15 protein-coding genes and 1 tRNA gene are annotated in these 16535 nt (G+C 40.7%); 8 read left to right on the plus strand and 8 right to left on the minus strand.

Features of this window, described 5'->3' with window-relative positions; genetic code table 11:
- The first annotated feature begins 192 nt into the window (after positions 1-192).
- The 5 genes from dnaE to DDV96_RS10270 all read left to right on the plus strand — a co-directional run bounded on the left by dnaE (position 193) and on the right by DDV96_RS10270 (position 6982).
- Positions 193-4545: a DNA polymerase III subunit alpha gene (gene dnaE / locus DDV96_RS10250; RefSeq protein WP_116694682.1), complete on the plus strand. Its 4353-nt coding sequence runs from the start codon at positions 193-195 to the stop codon at positions 4543-4545.
- A gap of 104 nt (positions 4546-4649) precedes the next feature.
- A complete protein-coding gene (gene trxA / locus DDV96_RS10255; RefSeq protein ID WP_116694683.1) occupies positions 4650-4967 on the plus strand; it encodes a thioredoxin in 318 nt (105 codons plus the stop codon).
- A 204-nt stretch (positions 4968-5171) separates the two neighbouring features.
- Entirely contained in the window at positions 5172-5723 is a 552-nt protein-coding gene (locus DDV96_RS10260) for a ClpP family protease (protein ID WP_116694684.1), read from the plus strand.
- Positions 5724-5902: 179 nt separating this feature from the next.
- Positions 5903-6835, plus strand: coding sequence for a DUF58 domain-containing protein (locus DDV96_RS10265; protein ID WP_116694685.1), 933 nt, complete (start codon positions 5903-5905; stop codon positions 6833-6835).
- A gap of 73 nt (positions 6836-6908) precedes the next feature.
- A tRNA-Asp gene (locus tag DDV96_RS10270) sits at positions 6909-6982 on the plus strand.
- A gap of 371 nt (positions 6983-7353) precedes the next feature.
- Here the strand turns inward: DDV96_RS10270 and DDV96_RS10275 are convergent.
- The 6 genes from DDV96_RS10275 to DDV96_RS10300 form a co-directional block, all read right to left on the minus strand.
- Positions 7354-8292, minus strand: coding sequence for a HipA domain-containing protein (locus DDV96_RS10275; RefSeq protein ID WP_116694839.1), 939 nt, complete (start codon positions 8290-8292; stop codon positions 7354-7356).
- Positions 8282-8617, minus strand: a complete 336-nt coding sequence (locus DDV96_RS10280) for a HipA N-terminal domain-containing protein (protein ID WP_116694686.1) — start codon at positions 8615-8617, stop codon at positions 8282-8284. The genes DDV96_RS10275 and DDV96_RS10280 overlap by 11 nt, the downstream gene beginning before the upstream one ends.
- Positions 8604-8825 (minus strand): helix-turn-helix domain-containing protein, encoded by a 222-nt coding sequence (locus DDV96_RS10285; RefSeq protein WP_116694838.1) that lies wholly within the window; start codon positions 8823-8825, stop codon positions 8604-8606. The genes DDV96_RS10280 and DDV96_RS10285 overlap by 14 nt, the downstream gene beginning before the upstream one ends.
- A 285-nt stretch (positions 8826-9110) precedes the next feature.
- Positions 9111-9356, minus strand: coding sequence for a hypothetical protein (locus DDV96_RS10290; protein ID WP_116694687.1), 246 nt, complete (start codon positions 9354-9356; stop codon positions 9111-9113).
- A 40-nt stretch (positions 9357-9396) separates the two neighbouring features.
- Positions 9397-9636, minus strand: coding sequence for a hypothetical protein (locus tag DDV96_RS10295; protein WP_116694688.1), 240 nt, complete (start codon positions 9634-9636; stop codon positions 9397-9399).
- Positions 9637-9670: 34 nt separating this feature from the next.
- Positions 9671-9904: a hypothetical protein gene (locus DDV96_RS10300; RefSeq protein WP_116694689.1), complete on the minus strand. Its 234-nt coding sequence runs from the start codon at positions 9902-9904 to the stop codon at positions 9671-9673.
- A gap of 117 nt (positions 9905-10021) precedes the next feature.
- Here DDV96_RS10300 and DDV96_RS10305 point away from each other — a divergent pair, with 117 nt between their 5' ends.
- The gene (locus tag DDV96_RS10305) at positions 10022-10675 is read left to right on the plus strand and encodes a DUF2461 domain-containing protein (RefSeq protein WP_116694690.1); all 654 of its coding nucleotides are present in this window, start codon (positions 10022-10024) and stop codon (positions 10673-10675) included.
- Between the two features lie 52 nt (positions 10676-10727).
- On the opposite strand, the gene DDV96_RS10310 is transcribed toward DDV96_RS10305, so the two are convergent.
- Entirely contained in the window at positions 10728-11969 is a 1242-nt protein-coding gene (locus DDV96_RS10310) for a 3-deoxy-D-manno-octulosonic acid transferase (RefSeq protein ID WP_165806002.1), read from the minus strand.
- A gap of 361 nt (positions 11970-12330) precedes the next feature.
- On the opposite strand from DDV96_RS10310, the gene DDV96_RS10315 reads away from it, so the two are divergent.
- Together DDV96_RS10315 and DDV96_RS10320 are read left to right on the plus strand one after the other, a co-directional pair.
- On the plus strand, positions 12331-14463 hold the full coding sequence (locus DDV96_RS10315; RefSeq protein ID WP_116694691.1) for a carboxy terminal-processing peptidase: 2133 nt from the start codon (positions 12331-12333) through the stop codon (positions 14461-14463).
- 64 nt (positions 14464-14527) lie between these two features.
- Positions 14528-15631 carry an ABC transporter permease gene (locus tag DDV96_RS10320; protein ID WP_116694692.1) on the plus strand — a complete coding sequence of 368 codons (1104 nt, stop codon included), beginning with the start codon at positions 14528-14530 and terminating at the stop codon, positions 15629-15631.
- Positions 15632-15645: 14 nt separating this feature from the next.
- Here DDV96_RS10320 and DDV96_RS10325 read toward each other — a convergent pair whose 3' ends face one another.
- A complete protein-coding gene (locus DDV96_RS10325) occupies positions 15646-16092 on the minus strand; it encodes a hypothetical protein (RefSeq protein ID WP_116694693.1) in 447 nt (148 codons plus the stop codon).
- Between the last annotated feature and the right edge of the window lie 443 nt (positions 16093-16535).

Raw genomic sequence — 16535 nt, forward strand, 5'->3', positions numbered from 1 at the left:
AAAAAACCATTCAATTTTCTATTTTTACTGCTGGATAAATGTTCTCGTTTTCTCGATACAAATTTGTAACTACCGTTGTGTTCCCAGATTTACTTGAACTGACGGAAAGCCAATGGACCTTTTTTGAACCCGCCTTTTAATTGGGCTGGTTGAATGTTTGTCATGCAAAATTCATCATTCTAAATTAGCTGTATGTACCTGATTTTTGATACCGAAACCACCGGATTGCCTAAGCGTTGGGATGCTCCCGTTACCGACACAGACAACTGGCCACGTTGCATCCAGATAGCCTGGCAGCTGCACGATGCTATGGGTAACCTGATAGAGCATCAAGATTTTTTAGTTCAACCGGATGGGTTTACCGTTCCGTTCGATGCGGAGAAAATCCATGGTATTTCTACCGAGTTGGCACAAAAAGAAGGAACACCATTACACGAAGTGGCCGAAAAATTTGCCAATGCCCTGTCCAGAACAAAATTCGTGGTTGGACAAAATGTAGGGTTCGACCTTAATATTATGGGGGCTGAATTCCACCGATTGCAAATGCACAACCCATTGCCGCAATTGCCCGTTCTGGACACCTGTACCGAAACGACAGCGCAACTGTGCCAAATACCGGGTGGCCGTGGCGGAAAATTCAAACTGCCTACACTAACTGAATTGCACGAATTTCTGTTCAATGAGCCTTTTGCTGAGGCACACAACGCAACTGCCGATGTGGAAGCAACCACCCGTTGTTTTTTAGAACTGGTAAGAAGAAACATTTTTACCGAAACGGAACTGGACGTTCCGTCCGGTTATTTTGAAGAATTCTCTAAGGAAAACCCCAAAGAAATTGAGTTGATTGGCCTTGAGCACATCAACCTTAAAAAAGCCTCCGAAAAAATAAGGCAGGAAATTGAAGCCGCCACCCAAACAGAGGCCATTTCTTCCGAAGAAATAAAAGAGAACATCGCCACCTTGGAGGAAACGGCTTTTTCGCACCTGCACAACCACTCGCAGTTTTCTATACTGCAATCCACTTCTTCTACACAAGATTTGGTGCAAGCGGCCATTAAAAACGATATGCCTGCCGTAGCGCTTACCGATAGCGGAAATATGATGGGGGCGTTCCATTTCACAAAAGCTGTAAACACATATAATGCAGGACTTGCAGAAGAAGAGAAACACAAGGAATTAAAAGCAATCGTAGGCTGTGAATTTTTTGTGTGCGAAGACCATTTAAACAAAAACCACAAAGACAATGGCTACCAAATAGTCTTGCTCGCCAAAAACAAAAACGGCTATCACAACTTGGCAAAAATGGCCTCCATTGCTTATACAGAGGGGTTTTATTACGTGCCTCGAATTGATAAAGACGTCATTTCAAAATACAAGGAAGATATCATTGTCCTCACCGGAAGCATGTATGGGGAAGTGCCCGGAAAAATACTCAACGTAGGCGAACACCAAGCCGAAGAAGCGCTGCTTTGGTGGAAAGAGCAATTTGGTGACGACCTGTACGTAGAAATCATGCGCCATAACCAAGAAGATGAAAAACGCGTAAACACCGTACTTGTTGAGCTTGCCAAAAAGCACGATGTGAAGTTGGTGGCCTGCAACAATACGTATTATATCAATAAAGAAGATGCCAACGCCCACGATATTTTGCTCTGTGTGAAGGACGGCGAAAAACAGGCCACTCCCATTGGTCGGGGCCGTGGCTATCGCTATGGACTTCCCAATGACGAATATTATTTCAAGTCGCAAGAGGAAATGAAAAGCCTCTTTAAAGACCTTCCGGAAGCCATTAGCAACATTTCAGAAGTTGTCGATAAAATTGAACCGTATTCCCTGGCTCGGGAAGTGTTGTTGCCCAAATTCAGTATTCCCGAAGAATTTCAACACCCGAAAGATGCGGAAGACGGCGGTAACCGTGGTGAAAATGCCTATTTAAAACACTTGACCTTTAAAGGTGCCAAAAAACGCTATGCCGAAATCACCCCCGAAATTGAAGAGCGCATTAATTTTGAATTGAGCGTTATTGAAAACACAGGCTATCCCGGCTATTTTTTAATTACCGAAGATTTTATCCGTGAAGCCCGGAATATGGGTGTTTCGGTAGGGCCGGGACGGGGGTCGGCCGCGGGCAGCGTTGTGGCCTATTGTTTGGAAATCACCAATATAGACCCTATAAAGTACGATTTGCTTTTTGAGCGGTTTTTAAACCCGGACCGAGTGAGCATGCCCGATATCGATATTGATTTTGACGATGAAGGCCGAGGCAAGGTAATGGATTACGTTATTGAAAAATACGGTGCCAATCAAGTAGCACAGATTATTACCTACGGTACCATGGCGGCAAAATCCTCCATCAGGGACACTGCCCGGGTACTGGATTTGCCCTTGAACGAAGCCGACAGGATCGCCAAACTCATCCCTAATATGACCAAGCTGAGCAAGATCTTCGGTATGGATGAGCAACAGCTTCGCAGCAAGTTTAGGAGCGACGAACTGCCAAAAGTGAATGAACTGTTGAACCTGTCGGAAGGAAGCGATCTGGAGGCAGAAACCATCAACCAAGCAAAAATATTGGAAGGTTCCGTTAGAAATACAGGCATTCACGCTTGTGGGGTAATCATTACCCCAGACGATATTACCAACTTCGTGCCCGTTTCCGTAGCAAAAGACTCCGATTTGTACGTAACCCAGTTCGATAACTCGGTAGTGGAAAGTGCGGGATTGCTGAAGATGGATTTCTTGGGGTTGAAAACATTGACCTTGATCAAGGACACGGTTAAAATTGTAAAGCACAAACACAATATCGACCTGGATCCCGATAGTTTTCCGTTGGACGATGAAGAAACATATGCGCTTTTCCAACGAGGGGAAACCGTAGGGATATTTCAGTACGAATCCCCTGGGATGCAAAAGTATATGAAAGAGCTGAAACCTACTGTGTTTGCAGATCTTATTGCGATGAACGCCTTGTACCGTCCGGGGCCGTTAGAGTATATTCCCAGTTTCATTAGGCGGAAAAACGGCGAGGAAGAGATTGATTACGACCTTCCCGCAATGGAGGAATATTTGCAAGAAACCTATGGCATTACGGTCTATCAAGAGCAGGTGATGCTGTTGTCGCAAAAACTGGCCGATTTCAGTAAAGGTGATGCCGATGTGCTTCGGAAAGCAATGGGGAAAAAACAAAAAGCCGTGCTCGATAAAATGAAACCCCGTTTTATTGAAAATGCTTCCAAGAAAGGCCATGACCCCGAAAAACTAGAAAAAATCTGGCGAGATTGGGAAGCGTTTGCAAGTTATGCCTTTAACAAATCGCACTCTACTTGCTACGCGTGGATTGCGTATCAAACTGCTTATTTAAAAGCCCATTACCCGGCCGAATATATGGCGGCAGTGCTTTCCAATAATATGAACGACATTAAGCAGGTGACCTTTTTTATGGAAGAGTGCAAGCGGATGGGCTTAACGGTCTTGGGCCCGGACGTGAACGAATCCTTCTATAAATTTACGGTAAACGATCAAGGTGCCATCCGTTTTGGAATGGGCGCCGTTAAAGGGGTTGGCGGCAATGCCGTGGCCACAATTGTTGAGAACAGGAAAGATGGTTCCTATAAATCCATTTTCGATCTTGCCAAACGTATCGATTTACGTGCGGCCAATAAAAAGGCCTTTGAAAGCTTAGCACTGGCTGGCGGTTTTGACAGTTTTGACACCCATAGGGCACAGTACCTTCACGATGAAGGCGATGGCGTGATGTTTGTGGAAAAAGTACTGAAATATGCTTCAAAATATCAAGAAACGCAAAACTCATCGCAAGTGAGTTTGTTCGGTGAGGCGAGCGAAGTGCAAATTCCCGAACCAGAAGTACCACCATGTGAAGAATGGGGCACGATGAAAAAACTGAAACTGGAAAGAGATGTGGTAGGCGTTTATATTTCCGGGCATCCCCTAGATGATTTTAAAATGGAAATGAAGTATTTTACCAACTGTAAGGTTTCGGATTTCAACAACCTTGAGAAATTTGTTAATAGAGAGCTGAGTTTTGGAGGTGTTATAAGCGATGTTCAGCATAGGGAGTCCAAAGCAGGTCGTGGTTGGGCCATTTTTACCGTTGAAGATTATGAAGACAGCTACGAGTTTAAGATATTTGGCGAAGAATATTTGAAGCTGCGGCATTTTTTGATGCCCAATTCCTTTATACACGCTCGGGTGTACGTTAAGGAAGGATGGACTAATCGTGATACAGGAAAAAAAGGCGATCCAAGAATTCAATATTCCAGTATGTTGCAATTGCACGATGTGTTGCAAAAACATTCCAAAAAATTGACTATCCGTTTACCACTTGAAGATGTGGAAACCGACCGTATTGAGCGGTTAAACGATTTATTCACTATTCATAAAGGCGACAAGCAGTTGCGGTTTTTAGTGTATGAAATGACCGATAAGATTAAAATAAACATGCCCAGCCGCACCCGGAAAATTGAAATAAACAAAGAACTGTTGGATGAATTAAGTAAGGAACAGGTTCACTTCAAACTCAATTAATACTATCAACAAAAACAATAAACCTATTATATAAAGTAATGTTAGGGCTGTAAGGTTTGGCCCAAAAAATGACTACTTTTGCGTAACAATAAAAAAACAAAATTATGGCTTTAGAAATAACTGATGCAACATTTGACGAAACCGTTTTAAAAAGCGACAAACCGGTTTTGGTCGATTTTTGGGCTGCTTGGTGCGGACCGTGCCGAATGGTAGGACCTATCATTGATGAAATAAGTAAGGACTACGATGGCAAAGCCGTTGTGGGCAAAGTTGATGTTGACGCCAACCAAGAGTTTGCCTCAAAATACGGGGTGAGGAATATTCCTACCGTATTGGTGTTCCATAAAGGTGAATTAGTGGGCAGACAAGTAGGTGTTGCACCTAAAAACGTATATGAAGAAGCGATTGACAAGCTTTTGTAATAAGAAATTTGAAAAAGAAAAATTAAGTTGAAAAGGCTTGGCGTATTGTCAAGCCTTTTCTTATTTTAGTGAGGTAGTAAATCTTGGATTTACGTAATTGAACCTGCCTTTGCCGGCAGGCAGGCAAACCCCGCTTAAAAGCGGGATCTAATAAAGGGAAATAACAAGTTAAATTAAAAAGATTCCCGCTCTTGCGGACATGATATGGAAAAAGAAAAAACATACAAAGCACAGGATAAAATAGACAATCAACTGTTAAACGAACGTAAAGTGTTTCTTTGGGGACAAGTGGACGACAATAGTGCCCGCCACGTTGTGGATAGGTTGTTGTATTTAGATTCGTTGAGCAATGATGAAATAAAACTCTACATCAACAGCCCGGGAGGCTATGTGACCGCAGGTTTCTCTATGTATGATACAATTAAACAAATTAAAAGTCCTGTTTCAACCATTTGCACAGGTTTAGCCGCTTCTATGGGGAGTATTTTGCTTTCAGCTGGAGAAAAAGGGAAGCGTTACATTCAACCCAACGCCCGGGTGATGATACACCAGCCCAGTGGTGGCGCAAGAGGGCCTGCAAGCGATATTGAGATCACCGCCCAGGAAATTTTAAAAACCAAAGAACTGAGCGCGCAGATTTTAGCCGATAACTGTGGCCAAGAGTTTGAAAAAGTAATGAAAGATTTTAACCGCGACCACTGGATGGATGCTGAAGAAAGTATGGCTTACGGGATTGTGGATAAGATTTTGAAATAGCGAAGCGGACCCTTCGACCCTTCGATACAATTTTTAGTTGCTTTTCGCTTCGCGTAAGCAACTAAAAATCACTCAGGGGTCTCATGGGTCATAGATATCGATTAAGTTATTAGCAAAAAATAAAGTAAAGGTCGCTGAGTGATTTTTAATCGCAGGGCGATTAAAAATTGTACCGAAGCGTGAATATAGAGAAACAGATTAATGAAATTACAGGATTTAAAAACCTGGAACTGCTTGCCAAACAAGTGGTGGAAGGGTTTATTTCTGGATTGCATAAAAGTCCGTTTCATGGGTTTTCGGCTGAGTTTGCAGAGCATAAAATTTACAATCAAGGCGAGAGCACCAAACATATAGATTGGAAACTATATGCCAAAACCGATAAGCTTTATACCAAACGGTATGAAGAAGAAACCAATTTACGCTGCCATATCATTATTGATAACAGCAGCTCGATGCATTACCCAAAGCTAAAGCAATTTGGAATTGATTCTTTAAATAAAATAGGGTTTTCAGCCTTGGCTTCTGCAGCTATTATGAATTTATTAAAAAGACAACGCGATGCGGTAGGGATGAGCATTTACAGCAATGAATACGAGTTTTACGCTAATGAAAAAGGTAGCGAACGCCACCACCAAATGCTGTTGGGAAGGTTGAATGAAGCCATCCAAAAGCCTGCTGAAAAGAAAACAACTAAAACCTATTCGCACCTGCATTTAATCGCTGAAAAATTAAAACGCCGCTCGTTGGTTTTTCTGTTTACCGATATGTTTCAAAGCGATGCCGAAGAAGAAGCCTTGTTTGAGGCCCTGCAGCATTTAAAATACAACAAACATGAAGTGATTTTGTTCCATACCTTTGATAAAGAAAAGGAACAGAACTTTAACTTCAGCAACCGCCCAAAAAAGTTTGTCGATGTAGAAACCGGCGAACATATTAACCTATATGCCGAAAATATCAAGCAGTCTTATGAAACGGCGGTAGCGGATTACTTTTCGGCATTAAAGCTGAAATGCGGCCAATACCGGATTAAGTATGTAGCGGCAGATATCAATGAGAGTTTTAATAAAATTTTGACTACTTATTTAGTAGAGCGTCAAAAGTTTGGGGGATAGATGGAAATTTTTTTCAAAAAATGTTTGCCAAAATGAAAATGCGTGGTATATTTGCCACCGCTAAGATAGCAACGGTCTGGTAGTTCAGTTGGTTAGAATACCTGCCTGTCACGCAGGGGGTCGCGAGTTCGAGTCTCGTCCAGACCGCTAAATGCCTTCGAAGGAAGGCATCTCTTTTAAATTTTGAAAGAGTAAAGATGTTGTGTTGCCACGATTGAGTTCGTGGAGTGGTTTAGATACCCAATCAAGTTGGGTACTACCAATGAGAAGCTTTTCCTAACTGGAAGGGCTTTTTTTGTTTTATAACACATCTGTCTATAAATTGTCAACTTCGGATCAAGAACATTTTCTGGGTTTTTGAGTTTTTAAGGATAAAGCCTAATTGTTGTGTTCAAGCAAAAATTGTGGTTAACCTGCAAAGAAATCGAGAAGAATGATTATATCAAAACACTTTGTATTAGTTAGCATTCTGTTTTTTAACATATCATTATTTGTCCTATATAGTATAGGATGATTAGTTAGGCAAGTGTTTTATATCTAATTTCCAGGACATCCTTATAAGCAGTTTTCATATCATTTGATAAAAATGATTGATCAATCCATTCCATAGCTTTGGGTTTATTTTCAAACATTCTTTTAAAAACGCCTTTAATTTGTTTTGGAGTCAATCCTAAGCTTTTTCCCAAAGTTTCAAAATGTACTTTTTTTAGCTTTTTCTTCTTCCCTTCTAAAGTAAGGGCCAACTCTTCTTTATCTTCAGGTAGCACTATTGTTACATTCAACAAATCATAAGCAGGGGCTAAGATCCAACCCATAGAAGATTCTCTCATAGAGAAGTTTTTTAAATGCATATCATTATTGCCCGTTAAAAAACTAAATAGCACCAATTCAAAATAAAAAATCTTATCCAATAAGGGGTTGCTGGAATATGTTCCCAATGCTTTACCTACTTTTTCCATCGAACTTCGATATTTATCAAAAGCCTCAGTAATCTGAAACATATCTTGCATATGAATTTTCTCGCCTGTTTCGGTTCGATCAATCCGTTTGGTTATGTACGCAAGTTCCCCTGAGGCAAGTCGTATCAAACTTGAAGGTACTACATTAATATCATAAGCTTCTGCAATTCGCATCGTTAGATGTTCATTGGCCGGCAGTTCAGGGAAATTGTGTGACGGTGGCTTAAGTATAAACTGCCCGCCTAAAGCTCCCACTACTGTTAAACGATTGTCAGGTTGTTCTTGTGCATCCGTAAGTAAGGTCATCGATAACTTGGGTTGTACTCCGGGAACAGTTACTCTACGTTCTATTACCTCTTTTGCCAATTCAGCCATTTGATCAATGGTGTAGAGTATCTTTGGGGGGTTTGGGGTTCCAAAAAAGTCCAGCGAACACTTTTCATGAAAATCTGCTGTCCCGTCAAGAGGCTTATAACAATACAGGCATTTATTTTTCATCTTCTCCATTTATGGGAATGACACTCACAGCTCCAATACAGTTTTGACAACAGGTCAACAAGAGACCCATCCGGTCATTCGTGTTAATTTTCCAATTTTTACTGGCAATCTCTAACAACCAACCTTCAGGAATTAAGCCTTCAAAAAAAGGAAATAGCCGGTTATCTTCATAAGGTTCTTTTGTCATGGGCATCGTAAAACAAATAAATTGATTAGGATGCTGTTTTACATAGTCTTCATCATACTGAAAAATATAGTCACCTTCATCAGTTTCAGTAATAAACCCTGCAAAATCTTCTTTATAAAATACCTTACCTTGTCTCATCCTCATTTAATTTTTTTAAACTCACAGGTACTAACGTATGACCAAACATTGCCAATACTAGATTTACCTTTTCTAAATTAAGATTGGTTTTTCCCTGTTCTATTTTACGAATAACGGTCAATGCCACGCCAGCACGTTCCGAAAACTCTTCTTGGGTCAAATCGACGGCTTTACGCCGTTCTTTTACAAATTCAGCTAAATCTTTCATTATATGTTTTTCAGTATAAAACATAACAAATATACGTAATTATATGTTTTTAAATATAATTATAAAAAATAAATTAATTTTATATGCTTTTGAATATAAAAATAAATTTTGTGGCACTAATGAAGTGTTTATCATGCTTGCACTGTGCCTTTCGGCAGGATCAAGATAACCTAAAATCGAAGTGGAAGGGCTTTTGTTGTTTTAAAAAAGTTTTATTTTGCATATAAAAAAACCCGAAACATTCCATATGCTTCGGGTTTTAACTTTTTAAAAGAAATCTAAAAATCAATTATCCTCATCGGTCTTGACCTTCATTTTGGTCTCGCCGTCTTCCTCTTTAATTTTTACTTTCTTGTCTTCGGTTTCCATTTTAATTTTGGTTTCGTCACCGTCAACCTTTTTCTTTATCTCGGCACCTTCATCTTGCATTTCTTCTACCATTTCTTCGGCTTCGGTCTTTTTTTGATCCCGGCACGAAGTCAATGGTGCTAAAAACAAGGCTGCTAAGGCAATCATTGCTATTTTCTTCATATTATTGGTTTTTGTTTATAGGTTTTTATTAAAGTTTGTTTCACATGTCATCGGTGCCACCGGTGCCCGTGTTTTCTTCTATTTCGTCAACGCCTTCTTCAATGGCATCTCCGGTGTCGTCCACGGCGTCTTCAATGGCATCGCCGGTGTCATCCATGGCATCTTCTACATCGTCGGTTACATCTTCTACGTCGTCTGCTTTTTTATTGGTATCCCTGCAAGACACAAAACTGGTGCTGAATGCAGCAACCAATGCTAAACTTAAAATTAATCTTTTCATAATATCGGTTTTTGTTGTTAGGTTTCTGTTTTCTTTATTGTCCGTCGTCGTTGCCAATTTTATCGATTTCCTCGTTGATTTCTTCGTTGACCTCTTTGTCCACTTCTTTGGCTGTACGCTCTAAAATGCCTTCAGACTCTTCGGCCGGAACTTCTTTTTCAACTTCTACTTCCCGAACCACTTCTTTGGTTTCGGTCTTCGTGTCCCTGCACGAGGTGAAAGAAAATCCTACTAAAGCCAATGCGGCAACAATAATTACTTTTTTCATAATTGGTTTTGTGTTAAATTACTGAACAAATCTATGTATTTTAACAGTTGCCATATTGTAAAGTTTTATTAAAATTTAAAATAAAGATACCGTAAGCTGTAGTTTTAAAAAGAAAAAATGAACTTTAAACGATTGTATCAATTTCTTCGGAAACTTCAAAAAAACAACAATAAAACATGGATGGATAACCACCGGGACGAGTACCATGATGTGCGGGACGACTTGATCGAGTGGTTTAATCAAATGGACATCAAGCTCGCTGCAGTTGATCCCCATTATTCCCCAACTACCGGAAAACAAGCCATTAACCGTATTAATAATAACCTGATGTACCATCCCAACAAACCAATTTACAAAGACCATTTTGGGGGCGGATTGGACAAAGAAAAAAAACAAAGTGATTTTTATATGCACTTTGGCGTGAACGAAACCTTTGTGGGCGGCGGTTTTTGGCATCCTTCTAACAAAATTCTGAAAAGCATTAGGGCGGCCATCGATTACAACGGAGCGGAGTTTAAAAAAATACTCAACAAAAAAAACTTTAAAGACACTTTTGGCGCTATGAGAGCGCATGATAGCTTAAAAACGGCACCAAAAGGGTACGCCCAAGATCACGAACACATCGATTTATTACGCCGAAAATCGTTTGCCGTTTCGCATCCGTTTACCCAAAAAGAAACAATGGCCAGCGATTTTGACGATAAAGTGATTGCGGTTTATAAAGAAATGCTGCCTTTTAGACGGTATTTAAACCAAGCAGTTACCGTCTAGTTTTGTGTTATGGATGAAAGCTATAAACGGAAAACTTTTCTTCAGCTATCGATCACAACCCTTGCTTTCGTATATAATCCAAAGTGATTTTTGTTGCGCCGGTGTTGTTGTTCACAAAATGTCCAGCGATCATTCCCGTCTCAAGCCTAAACCGTTTGTTGGTCGCCAGTTTGCTTAAAATTTCGGTACATTCCGCTGCGGAATCAACGGCGTACAATCCCGCCAATTGCTGCAATCGTTTAGCTTCGGGAAAGTTCTCAAAATGACTGCCAATTACAATGGGCACACCAAAAGTGGCGGGTTCCAGGATGTTGTGCAACCCAGTTTTGCCCATCGCACCGCCCACATAGGCGATATCTGCATAGCTGTAAATTTTGCTGAGCAACCCAACCGTGTCGATTATTAATACTGAAAACTCCTGTAATCGCTGCCCTTCTTTCTCAGAAAACAATACCGAAGCAGGTTTCAGCTTTTTCCTGAACTGTTCAATTTTTGCGTGGTCAATATTGTGCGGTGCCACGATAAACTTCACTTCTTCCGGAGCAAGATTCATATATTCCAACAAAACGGCTTCATCTTCCGGCCAAGTGCTTCCGCAGACCACGCAGAGCGACTTATTTTTGAACACTTCGGCAAAAGGCAAGGTGTTGTCCTGTTCGATTTGGTGCGAAACCCGGTCAAAACGTGTATCGCCGCTCACGGTTACATTGGTAATATTGATGGTCTTCAATAGTTTTTCTGAAACAGCATCTTGCACAAAAATACGGTCAAAACTTTTCAAGGCGTTCCGCATCAACCCGCCGTGGCCTTTAAAGAACACTTGCCCTTCCCTGAACAATCCCGAAACCAAGATCGTGGTGATATCCTGGCGTTTCAGTTCAAAGAGGTAATTGGGCCAAAACTCATATTTTACGAATACCGCAAGCGATGGATGCACAGCACGGACGAAATTTTTGGCATTTCCAATAGTGTCCAGCGGAAGGTACACCACCACATCGGCTACTGCAGTTTTTTTCTTTATTTCGTAACCCGACGGAGAAAAAAACGACACCACTATTTTATAATTGGGAAGCTCTTTTTTTACCGCTTCCATAATGGGCAAACCTTGCTCAAATTCGCCCAACGAAGCGCAATGGAACCAAATGGTCTGGTCTGATGCCGTAATGTACTTTGCCAAAGTTTCAAAAACCGTTTTCCTCCCCGAAACAAAAAGCTTCATTTTTTTACTGAAAAATTGTGCTATCCATAAAAACAGGTAGCTAATACGGGTTAAAAAACTATATGAAATGCGCATAGGTGGAATTTACACTGCTAAAATACGATTATTGTTTTGGTTAAAAGTAATGGGCGTCAAATTGGAGGATTAAGCGGTAGTGAATAGCATTTGCAAAAGTGACGAAATTTTATCGAACTTTTAAGGCAATTTCAACCGCTAATTTATACTAATTGCCTTAAATTTCTGTTATGGTTATGGATGCGTGTTAACAAATCTCTTTTCCTGAAATCCCTACATTTATTTTAACCGTGTTTGCCTTATTCTGTTGCGTATTTCAAAATAAATTCGGTTTAACAAAAAATTAGTACGATTATAAATGGTTGGCACGGTTTTTTATATAATTTAGAACACTTAAAAGAAGAAGAAAGCTATGCGAATTATGAAAAAGAATTTAAAGGTACTGTTCCTTGCTGTGTTTGTGGGCGTTGCGTCTTGCAGCTTCACCACAAAAGAATTTGACGGCAACGATAAGGACAAAGTGCTTTTAGACCTTATTACTTACGTGCTGCAAAAAGGGCACTACAATCCCGCCGATATCAATGACGAGTTTTCCGAAGAGGTTTACAAAGACTTCATTAAAGGGCTGGATCCATTGAAACGGTATTTCCTCGCTTCAGATATTGAAGAGTTCAGCAAATACAAAACTGAAATTGACGACCAGATAAAAACCAAAGACCTTACGTTTTTCAATTTGGTGTATAACCGTTTTCAAGAACGGATGGAAGAGGTGAAAAAAATCTATCCTGAAGTGTTGAGCACCCCGTTTGACTATACTAAAGATGAAACAATTAACGTAGATTACGATAAGATCGATTACGTATCGTCAAAAGAAGAATTGAAAGAACGCTGGCGCGAGCAATTGAAGTTTTCTACCATTTCTTCCTACTACGACAATGTGGAAGAGAACAAAAACAAACTGGAGAAAAAAGAAGAAGGCTACACCGCCAAATCAAAAGAAGAAATGGAAGAAAAAGCCAGGGAAACATCAAAAACCTCCTTGGACGAATACTTTGACTTCACTGAAGATTTAGAACGCAAAGATTATTTTTCCATTTACTTGACCACGATCGTAGAAGAATTCGACCCGCACACCAATTATTTTGCCCCGCCGGACAAAGATCGTTTCGATTTAAGGATGAGCGGTCGCTTAGAAGGAATCGGTGCCCGCTTGCAGAAAAAGAACGATTACATAAAGGTAATCGAAGTCATAAGCGGCGGTCCTGTGTGGCGTGGTGATCACCTACAAGTAGGCGACCTCATTACCAAAGTTAGGCAAGAAGACGAAGATAAAGCCGTGAGCATTGTGGGGATGCGCGTTGACGATGCCGTAAAACTCATTAAAGGCCCAAAAGGCACCAAAGTGACCTTGACCGTAAAACGTGTGGATGGCACTATTGAAGAAGAAACCATCACCCGCGATGTGGTCGAGCTGGAAGAAACCTATGCCAAATCTTCCCTTATTGAAAAAGAAAACAACAAATACGGGCTTATAAACTTGCCGCAGTTTTATTTCAACATGGAGAATTATGGTGAGCGCAATGCTGCCAGTGATGTAAAAAAAGAAATACAGCGCCTTAAAAAAGAAGGTATGGAAGGGTTGATTTTAGACCTTCGTGGCAACGGCGGCGGTTCATTGCGCACAGCCGTTGACATTGCAGGCTTGTTTATAGAAGAAGGCCCTGTGGTTCAAGTGGCTTCCAACGGTAAAAAAGAAGTGCTTTCCGATGAAAATGACGATATAGTATGGAACGGCCCCTTGGTTATTTTGGTCAACGAGCTTTCTGCTTCGGCTTCCGAAATTTTGGCCGCGGCCATGCAAGATTACCACCGTGCTATTATTTTGGGGAGCAAGCAAACCTACGGAAAAGGAACGGTGCAAAACGTACTCGACTTAAACCAATGGATTCGTAAAAGCGATTTGGGCGATTTGGGCGCACTGAAAATAACCACCCAGAAATTCTATCGGGTCAATGGCGGCTCTACCCAACTGGAAGGCGTAAAAAGCGACGTCGTCATGCCAGACCAGTACAGCTATTTTGATGTTGGCGAACGCGATTATGACAATCCGTTGCCCTTTGATAAAATAGATTCGGCAGACTATAAAACGTGGGATGGCTACATAGATTACGAAGAGACCATCAACAAGAGCAAAGCCCGAATGGCCAAAAACCAACAACTTCAATTAATCGATGAAAATGCAAAATGGATCAAGGCGCGTCGCGATGAAAACGTAGTGCCGCTTAATTTTGACAAATACGTTGCAGATATTGAAAAACGCAAAGAAGAAACCAAAAAATTTGATGCAATCGATGAATATGATAATAAGTTAAATTTTGCATCGCTCCCGTATGAAATACAGATGATGAAACAGGATACCACATTGCACGCAAAACGTAAAAGATGGCACAAAAACTTGGCTAAAGACATTTACGTACAAGAAGCTGTTAATGTTTTAGGGGATTTAAAAATAAACAACATAAAAGCCGGAAAAATGGCCGATATTAAAAATTAGTATTTGCGTTTTAATCTCTTGTAACTAAAATGAAAAGCTTCAACCTTTTTGTTACATTTACAGAGTGAAAACGTCCACTTCATTAACACAATTAGCGCTCCAGAAGTTTAAAAGGAACTTTTGGGGCGTTTTTAGTTTCTTGTTTTTAATGGTTTGTGTTTTCATAGCGATTTTTGCGTATGCTTTGGCGCCAGATAATTCACAAAACGCCAACCAGATGCATCTTTCCGTGCACTCCAAAGAACCTGGGTTTACCGTGACCATGCTTACAGTCCCTTCCGAAGTAACAGAACAACATGCGGTGGCGGTATTTTTTTTCGGAAAAAAAAATGCCGATACCGAAGTGCCCATAGCAAACTACACAATAAAAGACACTGTGCTGCAAGCAACGCTCTACACGGGCGATGGAAGCAAAGGGCTTCAAAAGGAATATCCATTAACCTTATTTCCAGAAGCTAAAACGGTTGCAGCAATCCCGCAAAAGTATATTTCAGAAAAAACATTCTTGCTGGGCACCGATAAATACGGGCGCGATCTGTTGAGCCGGATGTTAATAGGTATTCGCATTTCGCTGGGCATTGGTTTTGTGGCGGTGTTCATTTCGTTGGTCATAGGCATCGCCATGGGTGCGATGGCAGGTTATTTTGGCGGCAAGGTAGATGCGGCCATTATGTGGGTAATTAATGTTACTTGGTCCATACCCACGCTACTGCTGGTGATTGCCATTACCCTAGCGTTGGGCAAGGGCTTTTGGCAGGTGTTTATTGCAGTGGGCCTTACCATGTGGGTAGAAGTGGCACGGGTAGTCCGTGGGCAGGTTATGGGTGTGAAACAAATGCAATACGTAACGGCAGCAAGGGCTTTGGGATATAAAGATTTCAGGATTATCACCAAGCATATTTTGCCCAATGCCATGGCACCGGTGATAATTATTTCGGCGGCCAATTTTGCCTCGGCCATATTGATAGAAAGTGGCCTGAGCTTTTTGGGAATAGGGGCCCAACCTCCTATGCCAAGTTGGGGCGGAATTATTAAAGACCACTACGCCTATATCGTGTTGGGGAAACCTTGGCTCGCCATTATTCCCGGTTTGGCCATTATGAGCTTAGTGACTGCTTTTATGTTAATTGGCAATGCCCTGCGGGATGCGCTGGATGTAAAAACATAATAACGATCACACGCCTATTCTATACGGATGTAGTTTTCGGAATAATACTTGTTGCCCTGTTCGTCGAGCGCAATCTGGCTAAACGTGTTTTTCTCCATTTCCAAATTGAATCGGAATACCTGTGTGGTGTCTATGATTTTCATCATTTGGTAGGATCCGTATTCCAAACGTTCTTCCAGTACGCCGTCTTTTACAATGTAATTACCGTAACCGAACCATTCAACTGAATCCTTGGGGTTGTAGCGTGTCCACATTACTTTGCTGTCCGAGTACATTTTAACCTGCCGGCTGTTCTTAAAGTTTTTAATGGTATCGACCACCATATTGTTTTTGTACATGTATTGGTCTTGAAGTTCCCATACGCCTTTAAGGGTGTTTTTTTCTTCGGGGATAATCGTTGAAGCACTTATTAATATGGTAACGAGCACTAAACTGACAGTGATAAAAATTAGTTTCTTCATGGGATAGGTTTTTAAATGATGACTGTAAACGTACAGTAAGGTACAAAAAAATCAATAAATTAACATATTCTATAAAAATATGATTTTATATAATGGAAGGAAACAGTATCATAAAAATAGAAAAGCCATCACAGGTGTGATGACTTTTCGCCCCAAATTTGATCGACCACCCTTAGGTTGGTCAACCTACTTATGTATCACAAATTTACTAAAAATTATGAATTTTATTTCATAATCCCTTCTTTTTCTGAAAAAATAAGGGTTACTACGTAGCTTGTAACATTTTAATACAGAAAGGGTTATGACGATTATTTGTAGGAAAAATCTATAAGTCGGCCATTCAAAAAAATCACACGTTTTCCCAAGGGCTTGACAAACAGTTAAAAAAAAGTAAATTTTCGGTATCGCCTATTTAAACATTGGTATCTTTAAAAATTCTTATT

The sequence above is a fragment of the Marixanthomonas spongiae genome, assembly GCF_003095375.1.
Taxonomy (GTDB): domain Bacteria; phylum Bacteroidota; class Bacteroidia; order Flavobacteriales; family Flavobacteriaceae; genus Marixanthomonas; species Marixanthomonas spongiae.